Origin of the sequence: Treponema sp., assembly GCF_052169735.1 — a bacterium.
In the GTDB taxonomy this organism is placed as follows: Bacteria; Spirochaetota; Spirochaetia; order Treponematales; family Treponemataceae; genus Treponema.
This window is the reverse complement of sequence record NZ_JBQNBW010000033.1, coordinates 1-23,912: the sequence shown is the minus strand read 5'-3', so window position 1 is coordinate 23,912 and position 23,912 is coordinate 1. Positions and strand designations below refer to the sequence as shown.

The following is a 23,912-nucleotide window of genomic DNA, read 5'->3' as shown; positions in this document are numbered from 1 at the left end:
ACTTTTCAACGAAAAATATAAAATATAAAATATGAAAGGAGATGGTTTTTCAATACTCTTGCGGCTCATCTTGCTGCCTTGTATAATAGTAGGTTACAGCAACGTATAGCAATCGATAGCCAATTGATGTACATAATTCTGTACACAATCAACCGTCAAATCGAATGCGCTTAAGTACACAGGAGAATCCATTTATGGCAGTTAAAAAAAGTGAATTATACGGCAGTTTATGGGCAAGCTGCGACAGTTTACGCGGCGGAATGGACAGTTCGCAGTACAAAGACTATATATTAACGCTGTTGTTCGTAAAATATGTATCGGATAAATACAAGGGTGTCGTATACGGAGAAATTGATATTCCTGAAGGCGGCAGTTTTGACGATATGCTCGCACTGATCGGACAGAAAAATATCGGTGAAGGCATGGACAAAGTTATTGCAAAACTTGCCGAAGCGAACAATTTACGCGGTGTTATCGATAACGCACATTTTAATGTTCCTGAAAAACTCGGAAGTGGGCAGGAAATGGTAGATAAGCTTAGCAATCTGCTTGCAATCTTCCGCGATAAAATGCCCGACTTCGGTAAAAACCGTGCGGACGGCGATGATATCATCGGAGATGCCTACGAATTCTTAATGAAAAAGTTTGCGACCGAAAGCGGAAAAAGCAAGGGACAATTCTACACACCCGCTGAAGTTTCCCGTGTTTTAGCGCATGTTATCGGGATCGAAAAGGCTGTATCCGGTGAAAGTACCTTGTATGATCCTGCCTGCGGTTCCGGTTCTCTTTTGATTCGGGCGGCGGAAGCTGCTCCGCGGAATGTAGCGGTGTTCGGACAGGAAAAAGATATTACGACAGCGGGACTTGCCCGCATGAATATTGTGCTGCACAACAGAGGAACGGGAGAGATAAAAAGCGGCAATACGTTTTCTTCCCCGCAGTATAAAGATCCCGATGATGAAAGCGCCTTGCGGCAATTCGACTTTGCCGTTGTCAACCCTCCGTTTTCCGATAAAAATTGGACAGACGGCTTACAGGATTATGGTCAATTTGACGGATACGGAGAGCGTCCGCCTCAAAAGAACGGAGACTTTGCATGGCTTTTGCACGTTATTAAATCATTAAAACGGAATGGCAAAGCAGCGGTCATCCTTCCGCACGGCGTTCTGTTTAGAGGAAATGCGGAAGCGACAATACGCCGCGCATTGGTTGATAAGGGATACATCAAAGGTATTATCGGGCTACCTGCAAACTTGTTTTACGGTACCGGTATTCCCGCGTGTATTATCGTTATCGACAAAGAAAAGGCAGAAAAACGCGGCGGAATTTTTATGATTGACGCAAGTAGAGATTTTATAAAAGACGGCAACAAAAACCGTCTACGGGAACGGGATATATATAAAATCACAACGGTATTTAATGCGCAGATGGAAATTCCTTATTACTCCCGCTTCATTCCGTTGAGCGAAATACAAGAAAAAAACGATTATAACCTCAATATTCCGCGCTACATACAAAGTGGCGCAAGAGAAGATATACAGAACTTAAGCGGGCATTTGAAAGGCGGCATACCTGTAGATGACATCGACAGCTTAAACACATATTGGAATGCATTTCCTCAATTAAAACCGGCACTTTTTAAGCCGCTCAGAAAAGATTTCTATTCGCTTACAGCGGAAAAAGAATCGTTTTACGGTATCATCGAAAAAGATCCTGCGTTTGAAGAATATGCGCACACGCTTGAAGCAGCTTTTGAAAGTTGGGTTCAAAAGGTAAGAAAACCGTTGTGCGGAATCACTGAACAAACGAATCCGAAAGAACTGATCCGGCTGTTGGCGGACGCTCTTATCAAAGCATTTAAACCGATAGCGCTGATCGATATATATGATGTGTACGAAGTATTGCTGTCATACTGGAACGAAACGATGGGCGATGATGTTTATCTTATTATGCAGGACGGGTATGCCGTTATTCGTGAGATTGACAGCTTAAAAAAGCCAAGCGCCCAAAAAAATGCCGCTACAGGTGCAACGAGAACCGAGTGGGATGGTAAAATTATCCCTAAAGAACTTGTCATTGAACATTTTTTCTTCACGGAAAAAACAGCGATCGATAAGATAGAACAACTTATTACCGTAATTCAAGAAGAAGTGGATGAACTTTTAGAAAATGCTGAAGAAGATTCGATTATTGCTGAAGTTTTAACAGAAAAGAAAATACTGAACAAGGCGCTGCTAAAGCAACGGCTTGCAGAATTAAACAAAGAATCCGGCAGCTCGGACGATGCGGCGGTTTTGCAATCTTTATGGGAAAAACAAAATAAGATAGACGAGCATATCAAGCTGTTAAAAGGGCTCCGTGCTGCACTTGATGAAAAAACACGCTGCCGTTATGCCGAACTATCCGATAAGGAATGCTTAAAGCTCCTCCTCGATTTAAAATGGTTCCGTTCTATTTCAAACGGCATTTACGCACTCTACGAATCGGTAAATCATCATATTTCAGCCCGTATCACCGAACTTGCCGAACGCTACGACCATACCTTACCGGAACTTGAAGCAGAAACAGCGGCCCTTGAACAAAAAGTTAAAGCGCACCTCCAGAGGATGGGAATCAAATGGTAGCGCCTGAAGGATGGGAAATTGTCGAGCTAGGAGATAAGGCAGATATCTACCGCGGGAGTTCACCTCGTCCGATAGATTCATTTCTCACAACAAAAGCGTCCGGTATAAATTGGATAAAAATTGGAGATGCATCTCCTTACTCCAAATACATTATTTCATCTAAAGAACGTATAATTCCAGAAGGATTACTATATTCCCGTGCAGTTTTCAAAGGTGATTTTATTTTATCAAATTCTATGAGTTTTGGACGCCCTTATATATTGAAAATTAATGGTTGCATTCATGATGGCTGGCTAGCGATACAAAATTATCATAGACATTTCGATACGGATTTTCTTTATTATAGTTTATGTTCAGAAACTGTGTTGCAACAATACATAAATATGGCTGCTGGCAGTAGTGTCAAAAATTTGAATAAAGAAAAAGTTGCTAAGCTCATTATTTGTGCGCCTCCGCTCCCTGAACAACGCCACATTGCAGAAGTACTTTCCGACACGGATTCATACATAAGCGCTTTGGAGAGGCTTATTGCAAAAAAAGAAGCGGTAAAACAGGGTACTATGCAGGAGTTGCTTACCGGAAAGTGCCGATTACCGGGATTTAAGGGTGAGTGGGTTGAGAAACAATTAGGCAATGTCACAAATATTTTTAAAGGGCATGGCTTATCAAAAGCAAAGATAGCATTAGAAGGTTGCTTTCCTTGTATTCTCTATGGTGAACTTTTTACAGAATACAATGAAATAATTACATCTATCACCAGTAGAACCAACTATATAGAAGGAGTGCCATCAGTAAAGGGGGATATACTAATTCCGGCTTCCACAACAACAATCGGTATTGACCTTGCAAAAGCTTCTGTAATTCCTTTTGATAATGTGCTACTCGGCGGCGATATAAATATTATTCGACCAAATGATAAAAATATCAATTCTATATTTCTTGCTATGTATATAATGTATACTAAGAAAATAGAAATTAGCATAAGAGCGAAAGGATCAACTGTGTATCATTTGCATGGCAAGGATTTATTTGATTTATCATTATGTATCCCCCCAACCCTTGCCGAACAAACCGCAATAGCTGAAATACTTTCGGATATGGATGCGGAATTATCAGCCTTAAAAAAGAAGCTGGAAAAAATTCGGTTGATAAAACAGGGAATGATGGATGCTCTTTTGACAGGAAAAATCCGCCTACCGGAAGATAAACCGAATGTGCAATTTACGCAAAGAAAAGAGCCGAAAGAAATACTGTACGCCGCAGAAAAAACGGAAGGGTATACGGCGAAAAATTAAGGAAGGAAAATACAATGTTAAAAATAAATGAAACTGATAACTACGGTGAGATATTGATTTATAACAGTGAAGACGGTATTGCGAAGATCAATGTCAACCTAAAGAATGAAACGGTATGGCTTTCGCTTGACCAAATGGCACAGCTGTTTCAACGCGATAAATCAACGATTTCCCGCCATATTAAAAACGTTTTCGCTGAAGGAGAACTGCATGCAGATTCAGTTGTTGCAAATTTTGCAACAACTGCCGATGACGGGAAAATTTATCAGGTTGATTATTATAACCTTGATGTCATCATTTCTGTCGGCTATCGGGTAAAATCCATACGAGGCACCCAATTCCGCATCTGGGCTAATTCCGTTTTAAAGGAATATATTAAAAAAGGCTTTGCTTTGGATGATGAACGGTTGAAAGGAAACGGTGGAGGAAGCTATTGGAAAGAGTTGCTTGACCGTATTCGGGATATACGGTCTTCTGAAAAGATGTTATACCGGCAAGTGCTCGATCTTTATGCAACCAGTGTCGACTATGATCCAAAGAGTGAAGAGTCTCTTGCCTTTTTTAAGATTGTGCAAAATAAACTGCACTATGCAGCGCACGGTAATACGGCAGCCGAAGTTATTTTTAAAAGAGCTGACGCTCAAAAACCGTTCATGGGTCTTAAAACGTTTTCAGGTGATCTTCCGGTGCTGAAAGATGTAGGTATCGCAAAAAATTATTTGGATGAAGAAGAATTAAAAATTCTCAATAATCTTGTTTCCGGTTATTTTGATATAGCTGAAATCAATGCCATTGAGCATAAACCGATGTATATGCAAGACTATATCGAACAGCTGGATGCCGTGTTAAGTTCCGGTAAACGGAAATTACTTCAAGGATCCGGAACAATAAGCCATGAACAGGCTATAAAAAAAGCAAAAGAAGAGTACCGTACATATCAAAATCTTATACTCAGCCCTGTAGAAAAAGCTTATTTAGAAAGCTTAAAAAATACTGCAAAAAAAGTTAAAAAAACTGCACGAACAAAACCTCATAAGGAGAAGCCCGATGCCAAAAATAAATGAGACGGAACGTCAAACACAGGATCGCATCTTGCATCTCTTTTGCAGTGCGGAATACTTAGACTATGAATATGCCGGAAACCTGCAGCATACGATAAATACGAATATCAGAGAAAAAGATTTACTTGCGTGGCTTACCGATTCGCATGGCGGCGGATATAGTATAACGCTTGCGGAAAAAGCCATTGATACATTAGTGAAAGCGGCAAACAATTTAGAACACGGTTTATATCACGCAAATCAAACGGTGTATACGCTTTTAAAATACGGCATACCGGTTACGGAAACCGCCGGTAAAACTCCTACAACGGTTTATCTAATCGACTGGGATCATCCGCTGCAAAATAGGTTTTTCATTGCCGAAGAGGTAACCATCCGCTCAGAATCGGAGCGCCGTCCCGATCTTGTCGTGTTTGTAAACGGTATTGCGCTTGCCGTGCTCGAACTCAAACGGGCAACCGTTTCCGTTGCTGCGGGCATACGGCAGCTTCTTTCAAATCAAGAGCCGTACTTTAACAAACCGTTTTTTTCGACGATACAATTTTGCATAGCCGGAAATTATACGGAAGGTCTACGGTACGGAACCGTCGAAACGGAAGAAAAATATTATCTTGAATGGAAAAACGATACTGTTCATACGGAAGCGCAGCCGCTGGATGAAGTATCCCTTACTATCCTTGAACAATGCAAACATTTCCCTGATAAATTTGAACAGCACTTATTCAGTTTATTTCATAAAGATCGATTCCTTGATTTGATTCATAACTTTATCATTTTTGACAACGGTAGAAAAAAGATTTGCCGCCATAATCAATTTTTCGGTATTAAAAAAGCACAGTTAAAACTGGCAAAAAAGCAGGGCGGCATTATCTGGCATACGCAAGGAAGTGGAAAAACACTTACGATGGTGTGGCTTTCAAAATGGATATTGATGCATAATGCCAATGCCCGTGTACTCATTATCACCGATCGCGAAGAGTTGGACGACCAAATAGAGAAAAAATACAAAGGTGTTGCAGAACATATTACTCGGGTAACCTCGTGCGCTGATCTTATCAAAAATTTAGACAGTACAATTCAAGTTGATACAAACGATAGGCATAATACCAGTGGTCGATTGCTCTGTTCGCTTATTCATAAATTCGGTGTACACGGCGCTGCAGCCGGTAAAGAAGATGATGCTACTACAGCGAAAAGATCGGTTGAGCAATTCATCAAAGAATTAAAAGAAGTCTTACCGAAAAATTTCAAAGCAAAAGGAGATTTTTTCGTGTTTGTCGATGAGTGTCATAGAACGCAAAGCGGGCTTTTGCACATCGGTATGAAACAAATCCTCCCCGATGCTGTTTTTATCGGTTTTACCGGCACGCCGCTTTTAGTAAAAGATAAAAAGACAAGTCTTGAAGTCTTTGCACCCGGATATATTCATACTTATAAATACGACGAAGCGGTTGCAGATAAAGTGGTACTCGATTTGCGTTATGAAGCGCGAGATATTGAACAAACCATCACCGCACAAGAAAAAATTGACGCGTACTTTGAGGCGAAAACGCGCGGTTTAAATGATGCTGCTAAAGCAAAACTCAAAGAGCGGTGGGCAACTATGCAAACCGTTTACAGTTCCCGTAAACGGCTGGAAGTGATTGCCGAAGATATCATATCGGATTTTACCGTAAAAAGCAGGCTGAGCGACGGAACAGGCAATGCATTGCTCGCCGCAAACAGCATTTATGATGCGTGTAAATACTATGAAATTTTTACTGCAAAGGGATTTCCTCAGTGCGCTATTATCACATCTTTTACACCCGAAAAAAATAAACTTGCTACGGAAGCTGCCGATTCCGAAGAATACAAAAAATATGCCGTGTACAAAAATATGTTAAACGGGCAAAGCATTGAAGCTTTTGAAACGGAAGCAAAACGGCAGTTTGTTGAAGAGCCCGCCCGCATGAAGGTTCTTATTGTAGTGGATAAATTATTGACCGGTTTCGATGCGCCGCCGTGTACCTACTTGTATATTGACAAGTCAATGCAGGATCATGGCCTGTTTCAAGCAATATGCCGCGTCAACCGGCTGGATGGAGCGTCAAAAGAGTTCGGCTATATTATCGACTATAAACAGCTTTTCGGCAGTTTAAGGGATGCGCTTGCAAAGTACACATCCGGCGCTTTTGAAGGTTTTGCGGAAGAGGATATCAAAGATTTACTAAAGAACCGTCTTATTGAAGCACGGAAACATCTTAATCATATTCTTGAAGAACTGGCTGATTTATGCGGCGGAATAACGGCGGGCAATCCTCAACTCATTGATTATATTCACTACTTTTGCGGGGAGAACGGTATTACCGGACTTGATGAAGAAGTCTATGCGCAAAGCCGTGAAAAGCTCTATACCTTGGTCAATCGGCTTATCCGTGCGTATGCCGAGATTAAAGGCGATATGGAAGATGCCGGTTATACCGCAGAGCAACGTGCCGATATAGATGAGCGAGTGAGCTTTTATACTTCGCTTAAAATGGAAATCGGACGGGCAAGCGGAGATTTTATCGATCTTAAATTATATGAGAACGATATGCGGTATCTTATTGACACCTATATCAAAGCCGATGACAGCCGAAAACTTGGCGCGTTTGACAATTTTACGTTGCTTGATTTTGTGTTAATGCAGGAAGAAAAATTAAAAGGGAAAGATAAAGAAGCGGTTGCCGAAGCAATTGAAAATAATATCAGAAAAAAGATTGTCGAAAAACAGCCGTTAAATCCTAAATACTACGAAAAACTTTCCCTCATTCTTGCTCAGTTAGTTGAACAGCGCCGAAAAGATGCCCATAGTTACGAAGAGCTGCTGCTGCAGTATATTGAATTAGTAAAAAAAGCAGAACGGCCGGAAAATAATTCCGACTATCCGGTGAGTATCAGAAAAAGCGGAGCGCTGCGGGCATTTTATGACAACTTTGGAAATGATGAACAATTAGCCCTTACGCTTGATCAAACGATACGGGACAGTAAAGAAGCGGACTTCCGTAATAATCAGTTTAAAGCAAAAAAAATTAAGAGAGCGCTTTTTACTGTGTTAGGTGATCAGATGTTGGTAGAAAGCGTCTATGCGCTCGCAGCGGAGCAACCGGAGTATTAAATGATTATAACCGTTTCGGATATACCGATTACAGTGTACAAGAAAAATATAAAAAATATGCACCTCTCTGTGCGCCCTCCCGACGGTGCGGTAACAATATCAGCCCCATTCAGCATAAAAGATGCAACCATTATGTTATTTGTGCGGACGAAGTTGCCGTGGATAAAAAGACAGATTGCTCAATTTAAAACACAAGAGCGTCAATCCGAGCGTGAATATGTATCGGGAGAGACGCTCTATGTTTGGGGTAAACGGTATTATCTTGAAGTATGTCTCGGCAGTAAAAACTCACTCAAGCTTTCAGGTTCCAAAGCCCTTTTGACGGTACGGAAAAACAGCACCGTACTACAGCGGGAACGCTTTATTCGTGAATGGTACCGAAGCATTCTTAAACAGGAAATCGAACGGATATTGCCTCGCTGGGAACGTATCACCAACTTAAAACCTACGGGATGGCAAACAAAATATATGAAAACGCGCTGGGGTACGTGTAATACGGTAACTAAAAAAATATGGCTTAACGTACAGCTTGCAAAAAAAACACCTGAATGTTTAGACTATGTCATTTTGCATGAACTCATTCATTTGGTTGAAAAACATCATAATGATAATTTCAAGTCGCTTATGGACACATATATGCCGATGTGGAGAGAAATAAAAAAATCATTAAATGATCAGATACTTGATTATATGGAAGCGTGAAGAGAAAATGAACTGAAAAATAATCTTGATGGTATCAGTCAAAAAGTTTTGACGCAAAGTTTACGTTCTATGGAAGACGATGGACTCATCATCCGCCGCGAAATTAAAAGGGCTTCGCCGAAAGCGGTTGAGTCTTGTTGCGAATTTTACGCGATACGCTGTGCCGCATGGCAGCAGGCAGCATTGTCTGCAATATGGGCGTACTCGGCACTAAAAACTCACTTGAGCATTTCGCCTCCATCCAAGAAATTCCGAGCGGTGTGTATCTTACCGGCTTTCACAGCAATTTTCCTACTGTATTTTCTCCCAGTATATTATGCATATTGATACTTTACAAAAAACAGTATTTCCTACAGCTGATATAACCTGCCAGAACCGGATATTTGACGGTCAATAATAGGATTACCTTTATAACCGATGGATCCTGATCCGCTGATATGAACTGCTAAAAAGTCTATAACCCATACTTTTGCAGAACCGGAGCCTGAAATAGAAATATCGGCCTTTTGGGTTTCCAAACCGACTGCTTTTACATCGCCAGAACCGGAAATATCCCCCTCTAAATATTGAGCTTTCCCTGTTGCTTCAAAAGACCCCGAACCGGATATTTTCAGCTTTAAGTTTTTTACGGTAATATTGCGTGCAACAACATCACCGGATCCGGCAACAGCTACCGACATCGTGTGTCCGGGCATATTGAAGGATGAAATAGTACCTGTAATCGAACCGGTCATTGTTAATTTCGTTAAGACCGGCATGGTAATCAATGCCCTGCAATGTGTGCGATCTATACTATATCCGCGTTGAAAGCCGATATACAAGGTTCCATCGTCGACATATATATCTAAATAAGAGAAAAGATTTTCATCGGTATCAATAGTAACGGAAAAAGTTTCACTCTGCCGTATATCAACCCTCCAATCGCCACTGACAGAAACGGAATCAAAATTACTCCGGGAAAAACTCTGCGTTTGTATTTTTCCGTTTCCATGAACACGGTGACCAACCAGCACAACGCAGCTACTTGCTGTAACCAAAAACACTGCGGTAATGGCAGCACATACAATATTCATACTTTTGCTCTTTTTTTTATTCATAAAAAATCCTAACAATAATCAATATCGTGACATAGAATAACTTAAGCCAGAAGCGATGTCAACATCATTCTTAAATCGAGAGAATGGAGATACAAAAGTTAGAAAAAAAGTACTGCAATCATATCTTTGATGCGTTGCTCATTCTCAGAAGCGGCATAGGTACTACTTGTATTAAACAGAAGCAGCAAATACGCCGTATGCTTCCCAAAGTGTCATAAAAAGATATGAAACAGCCCCCTCTACTTCTGCACAAACTCAATCTTATTCCGTATCCTGTTCAGCTTGCTGAAATAAACACCGAGCGTAAAGTACAGCAATAGGAACAAAAGCTGCATACCGATATTGTTCCAATCGGGGCGCAGCATCCGTTCAGTAAAAGTATTTGCACGCACATAATAGTATGTCGGAAAGACTTGAGCGAGCGTAGTAATGCTTTTCGGCAGCAGTTCCTGTTCCAAAAAAATCCCCGAAATAAAAGCAAGCGACAGGGGAAGCACCGTACCGACAATACCCATTACCGCACCTTTTTTTAACGCGGCGTTCAGCATAAAAACCGCACTTAAAACCACCGATGCGTAGACGGCAGCGTTCAGCGTATAGCTTGCAAGCGGCAAGGTACGGATAGTCTGCCGGTACATTAGCGCGGCAAAGGCAATTAACACCGCAAGAAAGAGGGCGACGACGGTCAGCTGCGCAGCAAAATTTTCAAAAGCAAACCGTATATTCGACACCGGTGAAACGGCCGTGCGGATTCTCAGCCGCTCGTTATTTAATTCAAACAGCGCCCAGCCGATGGAATTGATAATCAGCGAGAATATTGCCCATCCCAGAAAATTGAAAAAATATTTAAGCCCTGCGGCAGTCGATGTGTCTTCCTCTCGGTTCACCTTGATAACCTCGGTTCGTACCGCAAGCGCGTTTCGTACTTTTTCAAAGTCGAAAGCCCCCGTTGCTTCCTTTGTTGCAAGTGCAAAGCGTAAAAAGGTTTGTATTTGCGAATCGATATAAAACGCTGCCGTCCGCCTGCCGTCTTTAATGCTGCTGATTCCTTTTTGTCCTAATTCTGTTTTCTGTTCAAATCCTTCGGAAATAATCAGTCCCACATCAACTGTACCGACGGAAATATTTTTTCTGAGCTTTTTCAAAAGCGCTTCATCACTTAAACCGGAATCGCCCAAAAGCGTCACCGTGTGTTTTGTTTGCAAATAGGTGGTCAGCTGCTCCGAAAGCGGTGAATGATCTTGATCTGCAATGCAAACGGTAAGCGGCGTTTCGGAAAAACCGTGCGCATTCCTGCTTTCTGGTTGCAGCATTACAAAACACAGAGACAAAAAGATAGCAAGAAAGATGACGGTGCCGATTTTCCGCTGCCATATCATCTGCAAAAAATGCTTATAGACTGTCATACTGTACCTCCCGCGCATTAAAAAACGCAATACTTAAAAACAGCGCGATAAATCCTGAGTACACAGTAAAAAATAACGGCGCTAAATCGTATTCGTGCAGGATATTGATGTTGTATAACGTATCCGTAAAAAGCGCGATGGGGTTTATTTTACTCAGAAGCGGGAACGAAGCATCCAATGCGGTTTTAACACTGACGCTCATCATACCGGATAAAAAGGAGAGAAACAGCGAACTGAATACGCACAGCATTACTTTTGTGTTTTCCGCCATTTTCGGAATTGAGCCGATACAGAGGCCGAAGGCGGTTCCGAACAGATTTGCATAGATCAACAGCGGAAGCGTTACTGCAAAATCCGTGATGAGGTTAATCTTTAACACAAGCATAACATAGCCGATGTATAAAAGATTCGATGCAAGGTTAAAGCAGACAAAGAACAGGACACCGGAAAGATATATTCTGAACCGCTTGATAGGCGCTGCGGACATTCTTACCGCTAATTTTGAAATATTTGCCTGCATGCGTTCGGGGATGGAAATTGAGCCGAACATACTGTAAATGGAGACCATCGCCAAAAGCGAATAGAATAAAATCATCATCGAATTGTTTTGTTCATTCTTACTGTCGATGTACTGCTTTCTGTAAGCAGAAGGCAGTATCGGGATACCGAGCGCATCGGTTTGCTTTATCTGCTCTACTATGTTTTTAATGATTGTCTGCGCGATACCGTTTTTGTATATTCTGATCGATAAATCGTCTTCGATGAACGCGTGAATACTGCCCTCGCGCAAGGCAGCATCGGCAGCTTCTTGTTCCATCGGAATAACATGCACTATCGGAATAAAATTAAAGATGACTCGATGGGGATTTGTTTCGGTAATGCCGGTGTTTACGGCAGTGCTTATACCCCGTGTGTTGATGGCGGAGAAGATTACAAAAAATAGCGACGACAAAATGATCGGATAGGCTACCGTCCAAAACATTCCTTCTACCGTAAAGATCATCGAAATTGCCGTGTACTTTAATTCGCGTAAAAAATTCATCAGTCCCGCAGATCCTTTCCCGTAAGCTCTAAGAAAATGTCGCTGAGACTGGGACGTTCGGAATACAATTTGCGATATGCGAGCTGCCGTTTATTGATAAAGAGAATCAGTTCGTTTAGGTTGTTGATGGAGTTTTCAAAAGTGATCAGCCATTCCGAGCCGTTTTGTACAACGCCGGTTACGTGCGGAATGGTGTTCAATGCTTCCATGATGCTGTCAGCGGTATCGTGCAGACCGACAAACTCAACGACAACTTTTTCGCTGGTGCGGATAAGGTCTTTCAACTCGTCAAAGGTACCGTTTGCAATATCCCGTCCGTTATCCATAATCACCATCCGGTCGCAGAGCTGTTCCGCTTCTTCAAGATAGTGCGTGGTGTACACAATGGTGCTGCCGTTTTGCGCCAGCTTTCTGATACCGGAAAGAATAAAGTTTCTGCTCTGCGCATCGACGGCAACGGTCGGTTCGTCCAAAAAAATGAGTTCCGGCTTATGCGCAATGCCGCAGGCAATATTGAGCCTCCGTAATAATCCGCCGGATAGCTTTTTCGCTTTATACGATTCGTAGTTGTTAAGACCGACAAAGTCGATTGCTTCTTTTACCAGTTTTTTTCGTTCGGCTCCGTTATCGATGTACAGTCCGCAAAAGTAGTCGATGTTTTGTTTAACGGTAAAATCGTAATAGACGGATACTTCCTGCGGCACAAGGCCGATTTTCCGTTTTATTGCAAAAGCATCGGGACGCATCGGCTCATCAAAAATCCTGATCTCGCCTTTATCGTACTTTAACAGCGAAAGGATGCAGTTTATTGCCGTTGTCTTACCACAGCCGTTCGGCCCCAACAGCCCAAGCACTTCTCCTTTTGCAACGTCCAAATTAAAATGATCCAATGCGATTTTTTCTTTATACCGCTTAACCAGATTTTTTACCGACAATACCGGTGTGCTCATACATTCTCCTCGCCGATTCGGCTGTTCCATTAACCATTTTTTTCCGTCAATTCAGGTATGCGTATTGTACGCTTTTGTCCAATCTAAAGAAAGGTGTGCAATATCATATTGGCGTATGACATTTGTCATTGGTAATGTTTGCCGGTCAATTAAGCTACTGCTTAGGACAACCAACCTCCTTGTTTGAAAGGATACAGAAACACAGCCGCCCTTCTTACCAATTTTCAGAACTTGTGATAAAATAAAGGGCAAGGAGTGCGCTATGCCTACGATGACTATGAATAATACCTTGTATCAAGAACTTGAGCAAGCTGCAAAGATGACCGGCTGGACAACAACCGCTGTCTTAGAAGCAGCGTTGCGCCGCTATTTTGCCGAATTACGGGAAGATGCTGAAGATGCCGCCCGCGCCGAAAAAGCATGGAATGATTTTGTAGCCAGCGGAGAAAAGACCTACAGCATTAATGAAATACGACAAGAGTTCGGATTATGAAAGTCATTCTTACAGAAACGTTTAGAAAGCAATTAAGGAAACTGGACGCGGCAATTTCCAAGCGGGTTTTGGATTACCTTGAACAGATAGAAAAACTGGACAATCCGCGCTCCCGCGGAAAAGGTCTGACAGCAAACCTTTCAGGTTTATGGCGATACCGTATCGGTGATTACCGTATCTTATGCTGCATCAAAGATGATGAACTGATCGTTACTGTTCTTGAGATTGGACACTGCTCATCGGTGTATGAATAGTTGGTCTTCTCTATTTTCGTATAATAATACATATCTTTAAATGATTTCCGTTCCACTAAGACTGCTGCTTTCAAATTTTTCAACATTTTATTTTGCAAATGCCGTTTCTGAATCTCGTTATACTGGTTATTCGTGCGGATGGTTGACAGTCATTTGTCACAGTGCAGAACGTCGGGGATAAAATCATTATGGGATGATAAAGCTGCAGGCAAGGAGATACTCTCCTAAATGCAAAATTACAACGCTATTTGCAACCGTTGCTTTAATGCGCTTTGTAGTTCTTGCGAAAAATTGAGGTTAGCATTTTCCGCAGCTTCCGCAAGCCAAGCAGGCAGCGTTACATTTTTACGGATAGCTTTATTTTTAACCATTGCACGATATCGAGTCGTATCAGCTCTTATTATTGAGAGTATATCATTCTTTTTGTGTACGATTTGCTGTTGCGGTGTTGCTTTTTTAATTTCAAATTGCTCATCTTCTGCAACGCATAACCATGCTGCCATAGCGTCTTCTATTTGCTCTATAGCATCTTGTAAATCTTTTCCGGTTGTTATGCAGCCATTAAGGTCGGGAACACGCACATACACAGTACCGTCTTTTTCTGTAAAAACTGCAGTATAAGCATATTTCATTTCTTTGCTCCTTGTTCGATTTCTTTTTGAATGTACCGCAAGTCATGGAGCCCTGTGTATTCATCACTTCTTTAAGTGTCATAGTTACGATAGTACTCATCGATTTCCTTTTTTCTACATCTCATTCAAAGGTTAGCAGTATTTTTCTCTTCATTATTAGTGTGTATTATTTTGTATACACAGTCAAGATTGGCTGATTCAAGTTTTTGCAAGAGGAAGTATTCATATTTAATTTTATGCGTAGATATTATCTCGTGCCTCTAATAATCTTTCAAGCACTGTTAGCATATTAAATATATTCTATAAAACAATAAATATATATACCTATAAGAATATTTTTATTATTCATATTTGCATAAAAATATTGACTTTTTCTATATTTAGCTGTATCTTGTATCTATTCTTATAGATAAGGAGGAACTTTTTATATGGATCTGAAATCATTTCGTGAAGATAAACTTAAAATAACGCAGTCTGCTTTTGCAGAGCTGATTGATGTTGACCAGTCCAATATTTCAAGATGGGAGAAAGACTCAAATAGCATCCCTTTTCAAGTGATACAAAAGATTCTTGAAAAAACCGGCGCTACGTATGAAGAATTGACGGGATGGAAGAAACCGATTCTTAAACCGCTGGATGTTAAAGACACTTGGAAAAATATGAAATTAACTAACGATTCTTTTTCTGCAATTTTACAAGAAAGCCATATTCCGGATGAATACCGTAAATCTTATATTGAGGATTTGCAGTGCGGTGTAGCTGCAAATCTAGTAAAACCTAAAGTCGCAGTAGTAGGACGCTCAGATACAGGGAAAAGCGCTCTCATCAATGCATTATTAGGTACCGATAAAATGCCTACGTCATGGACCCCGACAACATCAGTTGCAGTTTATATTAAGCATATTTCGGATAAGCCTTCTTTTATTGAAGAAGATGTATGGGTATTTGCTAACAAAGGTGAAACAGAAAATTTGTGGGATGAACGTAAATTTTCTGATGAAGTCTATTGCCGCTCTTGGAAAATCGGAGGAGGTGGGATAGAAATTTTGCGCTCTTTTGGAACACGGCAAGGAGAAAATTATGAAAAAGGCGCTGGCTCAGCTGTAGTTTTTATTGACGCGCCTATTTTAAAAACTTGTGACATTGTAGATTTACCCGGCTTTGGTACGGAAACCGAAAACGATGACAATATCACTTTTGCTGCGGCACAAAAAGCTGATGCGGTACTTTATCTCTCACAAGCCAACGGATTTATGCGAATTGAAGATATTATCTATTTGAAACGCAATATAAGTGAACTTCCTATCTGGGAGAAAAAGGATGAAAATTCCTTACAGCCTCTTTCTAATCTGTTTGTTATTGCGTCTCAGGCGCATACGGTAAGTAATGGCAACAAAGTACAGCTCGAGGAAATACTGAATGTAGGTTGCGCCAATTTATTGAAAACACTTCCCGATGGGTATTGGACTAATCGGGAAAAAGTATCAGGTTATACATATGCAGACAACGGCTTCAATGAGCTCCGCTCCCGTTTCTTTGCATACACTGTTGATATCCCGGATATATGCTCACCGTTTAATGCTGCTTTGGCTGAAGTTCTTGAATCGCTACCCCTTATCATAGACAAAAGAACAAAATCTTTTATACGAGACTATATTGAATCCCGAAAGACTAATATCATCAATAAAATTCAACAGTATGAGGGAATTATTGCTGATCATGAGAAATATGCAATGTTGCTTACCGCAATTGAAGAAAATGAACTTACTCGAATGCAGGATAATAGTAATTACAAAAAAGATATTCAACAGGAAATCGTTCGCCTTTCCTCTGAATCCATTAATGAATTTAGCGAGTATATTGCGGAAACCATCAATATAGATGCCCTTGTTCGCCTTATCGAAAAAAAAGGAGTCAGGAACAAAAAAGCTGATATTGAATTATTCGGTAGCGCTTTACAGAGCATGATACAAGAGCAGTGTGAAACAATTCTTGCGGAAAAGGCGGATGTTCTAGTTGAAAAGACAAAAAAGTATGTTACTTTCTATAAGCAAAGTATCGGCCAGCTTTTTAAAAGCAATAGTGTCGTTGTAGACTTTGATGTCGAACAGACATTCGCATCAGCCCTTTCTTTCGGAATAATTGGAGGATTTGGGACATTCCTTGCGAGAAGTATTTTCTCTAGACTTTTATTTACAGGGGCTGGTTTTTCAGTCGTTTCATCTCTTGTTCCTACTGTCGTTACAAGCTCGATCTTTGGGCCAATCGGCATGTTCGTCGGATTCTTGATTACGGAAGGATTAAGTCTTGTAAACTTATTCGGCGGTGGATGGAAAAAGGCTGTCGCTAGAAAAATTATCGCTATTTTTGAAAAAGAAGAGTTTAGTCAAAAATTCTCTAGCAGTATTGAACAGTATTGGAAACAAACCCAAACTGCTATTGAGCAAACAATTGAAACATTAGACACAGAATGGGATACGTATGTCAAGAATCTTCGTGATGCAGTGAATGAATATGATATTCAAGAGATTGAATATCATATTAATACTTTAAATTATTTGTCCGATTGTTTCAATAAAATCCGTTGTACAATATCGGGTTGATAATCTTTACAAGCGAAAACATTTATCAGGAGGATAAAAATGCTTAGTTTATTTGAGGAATATAAGAACAGTGGAAAAATAGAAGAAGCTCTATTAGTCGGACGCAATTTATTTAATCGAAATCCCGGGGATGAGAAAATTTTTTCTGCATATTTCTCATATCTTTGCACGTTAGCGGAAACCCTTCCTTCATTTGCAGATAGAAGTAGTTTTGCGGAACAAGCGAATGTGGCTCTTGCTTTTTATTCTGAAAATGCCGCACTCACGAGCGAATCTATTAAAACTTTCTTTGCACAGCGGCAACGCATTAATGCCATTTTCGATGAAATCGAAAAAAAGAATTTAGAAAGTAACGAAAAAAAGCGCCGCGAGATTGAATCGTTTAATACTGATCGCTTAAAAGAATTATATGCTCTCAAAGATGCATTGCAGAAAGTTGATACACAAAAAGAATTTGACGATATTCTCGCTCAAATTGGGAATCTTGACAGTAAAATTGATAAAGATGCATTGACTGATGAACAAAGTTCAGTATACGGATCTTTGACAAAAGATCATACGGAATTCATTAGTATGAAAATGCGTCAACTGGAATACAAAAAAAATATCGCCTATAACAGGCAAGCAGTTGATGAGTTTGCTCTCGCATTTAAGCAATTTAATAAAAATGAGAAGCAGTATAAAGATAAAACCCAATTGTTTCATCTTGCCTCAACAAAACTTTTTGCATTTGATGCTTCTCGTTTATTTAATGAGACATTGATTTATTTTAATCATGTTTATTCATATATTTTTAGCAAACTTGATGATGACGGTAAACTTGCCCTGACACGATATTCAGTAGAATGCGAACGAAATCGCGGTGGATGTAATTTATGCTAACAGCGTTAAGAAACAATCGTAGTTTAACTTTTTATCGACAAGCAACGGTACGTAATAATGGTATAAATGTTTCATACGCTGGAAGTGTCTCCGCTATTCCGCTTTCCAGTGTATCATTTTCAACAATGTCTACTACAAATAGGTACAATGCTCAACTCAATGATTATCTGGCAAACTTTAATGACTTACGAATGAGTGATGTACAACGATATGATCTTAGTTCTCCCAATAACGCTGCACGTAGCATAGGCGTCAAGAGAGCTTGGATGTACGAGAAAGCAGATATTGAAATGGGCGGTGACGGATCCGCTAATTGGAATGCTGAAGAGAAAGCGCAAATTATGGCATATGATACTGTGCGAGGCGCAGAGGGACATCACCAACAAAGTGTTGCATATCATCCTAAAGAACAAATTAATCCCGATAATATCAAATTCTACAGGAGCAGGGAACAGCACCGCACCGAAGGTCATGGCGGCAGTTTTCAAAACGAAAGCAATAAACCAATGATCGACAAAAACGAGATGCTTGAAAAGACCAATGCCAAGCGTGTCTTAAAAAATGAGTTGCAAGGTCTTGGATTAGTCGCAGCGATTGGAACAGGGGTCGGATTAACCATCGGCTTTATTACTACTCTTGCTCAATCCGGTGTAACTCCAGATACATTGAAATTTGCAGCAGCGACAGGATTGAAAAACGGCATAGAATCGGGACTGCTATCAGTCGTCGGTTATGGTATTGGCAGAACAATAGGAGAAGTAACCTCGCAGGCTGTTTTAGGTATACTGGGTAATGTCGGTGTTACTATCACCGATAATATTTTGAAAATGGTTAATATGAGTGCGGTAGGTTCATTGACAATCGCCGTTTTCTCTACATATCAGTTTTTAAAACTCAAACTAAAAGGGGTTGGCACAAAGGCTGCGCTGATACAGACGGGAAAACAAGCTTTGTTTTCGCTCTCCTTATTAGCCGTATCTATAGCAGCGCAAGGAATTTATGGTGGTTGGGCAGGAATTATTGTGTCGATAGGTATAGGAATAATTATCATTACCTATTCCGTTGCCTCTTCTGTACATCAGCGCCATTTTGATGAAGAGATACGGATATACACAATCAAAAAATGCTATCCGGTTTTCTTAGTATAGGAAGGTTATATGAATTATTTAGAATTTGTTGAAAAGGCTGTTACACAAGATAAAAGAAATATTTTTTCTAACTATGACGGTGCTCTTGATTTTGTTCCAAATGATTTAAAAGCTTTTTACAAAGAACATAACCCTTCCGATGTGGAGATAAATAGTGTCCGTTTCTCTCCGGCTGAGGAACTTGCAGCCATACAAGAAGAATATTCTTATTTGAATGCACAGTTCATATTTGCAACGTGTAATGGAGATCCGATTTTTCTGCACGATGGACTTGTTTACACTGCTCCGCACGGCGTGAATGATCCTAAATGGGAATTATTGGCTAAAGATATTAACACCTATTTTTCATCTTTAGTCGTAAAGAGTGTTTCTTAAGCAAAGAGACATAGACATATCTAGGAAACAGATGACAAGCAATCACTTATTCTCTTTCATTTATCGATCTTCTACTCTTCTCCCAAATCTGCTGGTAGTGGGAAGGTGTATGGGATTCATACCGCTTGAATATCTTACAAAATGAAATATATAAACAATCATTAAAAAAAGATGATAAATATCATAGTATTCGATAACAGGGATTCCGTATTATAAATATTTTAAGCAGATGCCTCCTGTCTGCACGAAATTTTGAATAAAATTTCGTGCATTTTTTTTGTAAACGGATAAACGCATCAGGTAGAGTAGATAAAAAGCGCAGAATTATTGGGGCTGTGAGACCATTTGAACCGCGAAGTGGTTCAACTCTGGTTGAACAGCCCCAATAATTCTGCGGGGTTACTTACTAAAAAAACAGCCTGATGCGTTTACTCTGTACCCAATGACGTTTTTTACTGACTTTTTTTGGATAAACTTCTATAATACCGGATAAAGGTACATAAACCGGATTTTCCGAAATCCGGTTTTCCAATGGAAACTGCGGAAATTTCTACAATGAGGATGATACTATGAAGATACGGACAGTTACGGCGGTGTTTACAGCGTTGCTATGTATGTGTGTAATGCCGTTGTGCGCTCAAGAAGTGTATAATAATTTTTTAAAGTTTAAAATCGATCTCTATAATGCGGAAAGCAAAGAAGCCATTCAAAGTCACATTGAAGAATACCGAAAGAACCTTGAAGCGTCAAATCTTAACGAAGAAGAAAAACTAACGCTTTTTGCATTGTTAACAGTCGAGCAGACTGATATGGCGGACAAAGCAAACGCAAAGCAAAATTACCTTCTTTTAACCGAACAAGATGATCGGTGCAAAGCGTTGATGGAAGGTAAAAAAGACAGCGAGGTAAATGTATGGCTGCTTGTCGGCTGGGCGGATATTAAATCTCGATTGGCAGGGTTTTCATCAGGGCAGACGATGTACGATGAAGCGCTCCGTTCCCGTCATCTCTATGAAGAGGCGCTTAAACAAGATAAGAAGTTCCCGCAAGGACACCTTTCGTACGGACTCTGGTTATTCTTTGCCCCTCCCATTGCAGGCGGAGGAGCTGATGCTGCGCTGAAAGCATTTTCAAAAGCGGTTTCGTACTCAGAAACACCGGAGGAAAAATACCTCGCACTGCTGTACCGTTCACAAGCATATATCGCACTTGAAAACCCAAAAAAAGCTGCTGCCGATTTACGTGCTGCACATGACCTTTTCCCGAAAGAAACCTTTACGCAACTGGTAAGCGAAGGAAATAAAAATGGCAAACTATTTTTTGAATAAACGCGCGGTGCTGTTCGTGTGGTGCGCGGCGCTGTCTGTGTATGCATACACGGAAATTCCCGCTGCTCAAAAAGCGCCGCTACCTCAGGAGCAAACACAAACGGAAATGACCGTTGCCGCCAGCCAAGCGCAGGCACCTGTTCAGGGCATATTGTCTATTGCCGACTGCAAAGCTCTTGAAGAACAGTATTACCGGATGCAGTCATTCGATCCGCAGCTGTTGCTGGACAGTTTTGACCGGATCCGGGAAGCGCTTAACACTTCTTTTGAAGATCCGGGGCTGCTTGATCTGTATTTTGAACACGCAAAGTTGATTTCCATGCTGTATGTCTACGAGGGAAACCGGCAATGCGGAAAATACGATACGCTCATACAGGGTGAAGCGCAGGACTTTTTACGGCAAGCAGAAAAATTGACCGGAAAATATGCGGGATTCACAAGGGAACAGATGTCCGCCCTCTTTATGCGGTATGCAAATTATCTGTATACAAAAATAGGCGTGCCGAAAAATACTTTTGCAATCGCCTCGGCAGTACCGGTGCTGTACCGCAAGGCGCTCATGCTCAATCCCGGTAACATTGAAGCGGCGGTAAAACTGGCATGCTGGCATATTTTCCCCGCTGACGTAACAACGGGGAATTATAATAGCTACATCGAATCGCAGGAGGAGTATATAGAGGAGTTATCTGCTGCAGACCGGTTTAATGCGTATCTTTTATATTCAATTTACTCTATGAAAAAATATGAAAGTGCCAAAGGACGCGCCTATTTACAAAAAGCTGCCGCATTGTTTCCCAATCATGTGTTGCTCTTGCGCGTCTATGAAAATTACCGGAACGGGTATTTCAGCCTCTAAAGAAATATCCGGCAGTTGCATGGTGTAGATATTCGGTAAAGGAATGCTGATTGTGAAAGGTTTAGCCGTCAAAAATCTGTATAAAAGTTATACGATAGAAAAGACCAACTATGAGGTCAATAACGATATCAACCTATCCGTTCCGCCTGCATCGCTCGTATGGATTTACGGAAATTCGGGTGCGGGAAAATCTACATTTTTAAATGTGATTACCGGCATCGACACACCCGATGCGGGAAGCGTCAGTTGGGATGGCTCCGAAATCAATACCATGAATGTGAACAAGCGCGCTCAATTTCGGCTGGAACACTTCGGGCTGATTTTTCAGTTTTTTGAATTGATTAAGGCGCAGACTATTTACGAAAATGCCGCGCTTCCATTGAAGATAACGCGGAAATCAAAAAAAGAAATTGATGCGGTACTCTTTCCGCTGTTCGAATATTTTGATGTGCGGTCTCTCATTCGTAAAAAACCGGATCAACTTTCAGGCGGAGAAAAACAGCGGGTATCTATTGTCCGTGCACTTTCTACCAATCCGCGCTATATTATCGCAGATGAAATTACCTCCTCGCTTGATACAAAACGTTCCCATCAGGTGTACGGGTATCTACGCAGTTATATAAAAGAGAAGAACGGTATCGGTATCTTTGTTTCGCACGACCCGATCATCAGCGAATATGCAGATACTGTGTACACTATGCAGGCGGGCTGCTTAATGGAACAGAGGCAGGGAGACCGTTGATGTTTTTATTGAAGAGCGTATGGGACAATATTCTGTTTCATGCAAAACGCAGTTTTCTTTCAGTGTTACTGATTACAATAGCGTCAAGCGCAATGTTACTCTACCGCGGTTTTGTGGAATATTCCGAACAGGGATTAGCGCTCAGCTTTATTTCAAATTCGGGGCATATTCAAGTGAGTATGAAAAGCGCAGCTGATCCGCAGCATACCGACAATACCGGCACGGCGCTGTTAAGTGCACGGGATATGGAAACGCTGCGGAGCATCTATGCGGATATGCCAGTAGTGAAATCTTCCGATGCGGTGCTGAACTTTCAGGGGATTATCGGTACCGATACGGATACGGCTGTGTTTTGGGGCGCTGGGTACGATGCACCGCAGACTTTGGGAGCAACGGATGGAACACCGGTATTTGCAGGAGACCAGAGCCTTGTGCTGGGTAAGGAGCTTTTTGAAACACTCAAACTGAGTACGGCGCAAGACCCCTTTGTCAACCTTATGTCTTCGATCGGGGACAGCGGTTTGTTGACAGGCTCCTTTGCAGTAAGCGGATGGCTCGATACAGGTACTCCGCAAAATGATGCCGGTTTGGTTATTGCTTCCCGCAGTGCGCTGCTCGATTTTTTTGAGCTGAAAGATTCCGCTTCGTATATGCGCATCTACCTCCACAAAGATACCGATATGCCCGCTGCGCAGGCTGCCCTCGATTCGTATTTTGCCGAACATCAGCTGCCGTATCAGACGCAGAATTGGAAGGAGCGCAATCCTTCGTGGGAACAAATCAGCGGCTTATTCCGCAATCAATCTTCTTTTATCAGCATCATTTTGTATATCTTAATTTTCACGGCATTGACGCAAAGTCTTTCCGCAAGTTTTATGGAACGGATCGGGGAGTTCGGCACGATGGAAGCAATCGGGCTGAAACGCTCCTCCGTTATGCAGATGCTGGTGCTTGAGGTATGCCTCATCAGCCTTGCCGGTATTATCGGCGGCATCGTGCTCGCGCAGCTGGGAAACAGTCTGACGGAAACATGGAATATTACCATGACCCCACCCGGATATACACGGGCATACCGCCTCAGTTTTTACATCACCCTCCCGGCGATTTTGACAACCCAGTTTTTTATTTTTTTAACCGGCATTATTTCCGTGCTGCATCCGATGTACACTATTTGCAAACATAGCACGGTGCAGCTTATCCATTATAATGGGTAATTCGTAATGTGAATGGAAGAAACTTGTATAATAAAAGTAGACAGGTAAAATGGAGAATATATGAGACGTGTT

At 41.2% G+C, this 23,912-nt stretch carries 21 protein-coding genes; 16 read left to right on the top strand and 5 right to left on the bottom strand.

Annotated features, from left to right (window positions below; all coding sequences use genetic code 11):
• Positions 1-194 precede the first annotated feature (194 nt).
• The 6 genes from ACTTJ8_RS06885 to ACTTJ8_RS06860 are packed head-to-tail and all read left to right on the top strand — an operon-like array spanning position 195 to position 9,145.
• Positions 195-2,624 (top strand): type I restriction-modification system subunit M, encoded by a 2,430-nt coding sequence (locus ACTTJ8_RS06885; RefSeq protein WP_442720722.1) that lies wholly within the window; start codon positions 195-197, stop codon positions 2,622-2,624.
• Positions 2,618-3,919: a restriction endonuclease subunit S gene (locus tag ACTTJ8_RS06880; protein ID WP_442720721.1), complete on the top strand. Its 1,302-nt coding sequence runs from the start codon at positions 2,618-2,620 to the stop codon at positions 3,917-3,919. Before ACTTJ8_RS06885 ends, ACTTJ8_RS06880 begins: the two co-directional genes overlap by 7 nt.
• Before the next feature lie 14 nt (positions 3,920-3,933).
• A complete protein-coding gene (locus tag ACTTJ8_RS06875) occupies positions 3,934-4,983 on the top strand; it encodes a virulence RhuM family protein (protein ID WP_442720720.1) in 1,050 nt (349 codons plus the stop codon).
• Positions 4,967-8,116 (top strand): type I restriction endonuclease subunit R, encoded by a 3,150-nt coding sequence (locus ACTTJ8_RS06870; protein ID WP_442720719.1) that lies wholly within the window; start codon positions 4,967-4,969, stop codon positions 8,114-8,116. Before ACTTJ8_RS06875 ends, ACTTJ8_RS06870 begins: the two co-directional genes overlap by 17 nt.
• Positions 8,117-8,818, top strand: a complete 702-nt coding sequence (locus ACTTJ8_RS06865; protein ID WP_442720718.1) for a M48 family metallopeptidase — start codon at positions 8,117-8,119, stop codon at positions 8,816-8,818.
• Between the two features lie 12 nt (positions 8,819-8,830).
• Positions 8,831-9,145, top strand: coding sequence for a winged helix-turn-helix transcriptional regulator (locus ACTTJ8_RS06860; protein WP_442720729.1), 315 nt, complete (start codon positions 8,831-8,833; stop codon positions 9,143-9,145).
• A 23-nt stretch (positions 9,146-9,168) separates the two neighbouring features.
• Here ACTTJ8_RS06860 and ACTTJ8_RS06855 read toward each other — a convergent pair whose 3' ends face one another.
• The 4 genes from ACTTJ8_RS06855 to ACTTJ8_RS06840 all read right to left on the bottom strand — a co-directional run bounded on the left by ACTTJ8_RS06855 (position 9,169) and on the right by ACTTJ8_RS06840 (position 13,313).
• On the bottom strand, positions 9,169-9,915 hold the full coding sequence (locus ACTTJ8_RS06855) for a head GIN domain-containing protein (protein ID WP_442716609.1): 747 nt from the start codon (positions 9,913-9,915) through the stop codon (positions 9,169-9,171).
• Positions 9,916-10,154: 239 nt separating this feature from the next.
• Positions 10,155-11,321, bottom strand: a complete 1,167-nt coding sequence (locus ACTTJ8_RS06850) for an ABC transporter permease (protein WP_442720717.1) — start codon at positions 11,319-11,321, stop codon at positions 10,155-10,157.
• Complete coding sequence (locus ACTTJ8_RS06845; RefSeq protein WP_442720716.1) at positions 11,308-12,363, bottom strand: ABC transporter permease; 1,056 nt, start codon at positions 12,361-12,363, stop codon at positions 11,308-11,310. The genes ACTTJ8_RS06850 and ACTTJ8_RS06845 overlap by 14 nt, the downstream gene beginning before the upstream one ends.
• On the bottom strand, positions 12,363-13,313 hold the full coding sequence (locus ACTTJ8_RS06840; RefSeq protein ID WP_442719906.1) for an ABC transporter ATP-binding protein: 951 nt from the start codon (positions 13,311-13,313) through the stop codon (positions 12,363-12,365). The genes ACTTJ8_RS06845 and ACTTJ8_RS06840 overlap by 1 nt, the downstream gene beginning before the upstream one ends.
• A 262-nt stretch (positions 13,314-13,575) precedes the next feature.
• On the opposite strand from ACTTJ8_RS06840, the gene ACTTJ8_RS06835 reads away from it, so the two are divergent.
• The gene (locus tag ACTTJ8_RS06835) at positions 13,576-13,806 is read left to right on the top strand and encodes a hypothetical protein (protein WP_442716613.1); all 231 of its coding nucleotides are present in this window, start codon (positions 13,576-13,578) and stop codon (positions 13,804-13,806) included.
• Complete coding sequence (locus ACTTJ8_RS06830) at positions 13,803-14,060, top strand: type II toxin-antitoxin system RelE family toxin (protein WP_442720715.1); 258 nt, start codon at positions 13,803-13,805, stop codon at positions 14,058-14,060. The genes ACTTJ8_RS06835 and ACTTJ8_RS06830 overlap by 4 nt, the downstream gene beginning before the upstream one ends.
• 236 nt (positions 14,061-14,296) lie before the next feature.
• Here the strand turns inward: ACTTJ8_RS06830 and ACTTJ8_RS06825 are convergent, their stop codons facing one another.
• Positions 14,297-14,692, bottom strand: coding sequence for a type II toxin-antitoxin system HicB family antitoxin (locus ACTTJ8_RS06825; protein WP_253824740.1), 396 nt, complete (start codon positions 14,690-14,692; stop codon positions 14,297-14,299).
• A gap of 428 nt (positions 14,693-15,120) precedes the next feature.
• Between ACTTJ8_RS06825 and ACTTJ8_RS06820 the strand changes: the two genes are divergently transcribed.
• The 8 genes from ACTTJ8_RS06820 (at position 15,121) to ACTTJ8_RS06785 (ending at position 23,840) form a co-directional block, all read left to right on the top strand.
• Entirely contained in the window at positions 15,121-17,295 is a 2,175-nt protein-coding gene (locus tag ACTTJ8_RS06820; protein WP_442720714.1) for a dynamin family protein, read from the top strand.
• A gap of 39 nt (positions 17,296-17,334) precedes the next feature.
• On the top strand, positions 17,335-18,177 hold the full coding sequence (locus ACTTJ8_RS06815) for a hypothetical protein (RefSeq protein ID WP_442720713.1): 843 nt from the start codon (positions 17,335-17,337) through the stop codon (positions 18,175-18,177).
• Positions 18,171-19,325, top strand: coding sequence for a hypothetical protein (locus ACTTJ8_RS06810; RefSeq protein ID WP_442720712.1), 1,155 nt, complete (start codon positions 18,171-18,173; stop codon positions 19,323-19,325). The genes ACTTJ8_RS06815 and ACTTJ8_RS06810 overlap by 7 nt, the downstream gene beginning before the upstream one ends.
• 9 nt (positions 19,326-19,334) lie before the next feature.
• Positions 19,335-19,700, top strand: a complete 366-nt coding sequence (locus ACTTJ8_RS06805) for a hypothetical protein (protein ID WP_442720711.1) — start codon at positions 19,335-19,337, stop codon at positions 19,698-19,700.
• A gap of 569 nt (positions 19,701-20,269) precedes the next feature.
• Positions 20,270-21,028: a tetratricopeptide repeat protein gene (locus ACTTJ8_RS06800; protein WP_442720710.1), complete on the top strand. Its 759-nt coding sequence runs from the start codon at positions 20,270-20,272 to the stop codon at positions 21,026-21,028.
• The gene (locus tag ACTTJ8_RS06795) at positions 21,006-21,884 is read left to right on the top strand and encodes a hypothetical protein (protein WP_442720709.1); all 879 of its coding nucleotides are present in this window, start codon (positions 21,006-21,008) and stop codon (positions 21,882-21,884) included. The genes ACTTJ8_RS06800 and ACTTJ8_RS06795 overlap by 23 nt, the downstream gene beginning before the upstream one ends.
• 43 nt (positions 21,885-21,927) lie before the next feature.
• Positions 21,928-22,626: an ABC transporter ATP-binding protein gene (locus ACTTJ8_RS06790; protein WP_442720708.1), complete on the top strand. Its 699-nt coding sequence runs from the start codon at positions 21,928-21,930 to the stop codon at positions 22,624-22,626.
• Positions 22,626-23,840, top strand: coding sequence for an ABC transporter permease (locus ACTTJ8_RS06785; RefSeq protein WP_442720707.1), 1,215 nt, complete (start codon positions 22,626-22,628; stop codon positions 23,838-23,840). The genes ACTTJ8_RS06790 and ACTTJ8_RS06785 overlap by 1 nt, the downstream gene beginning before the upstream one ends.
• The last annotated feature ends 72 nt before the right edge of the window (positions 23,841-23,912 follow it).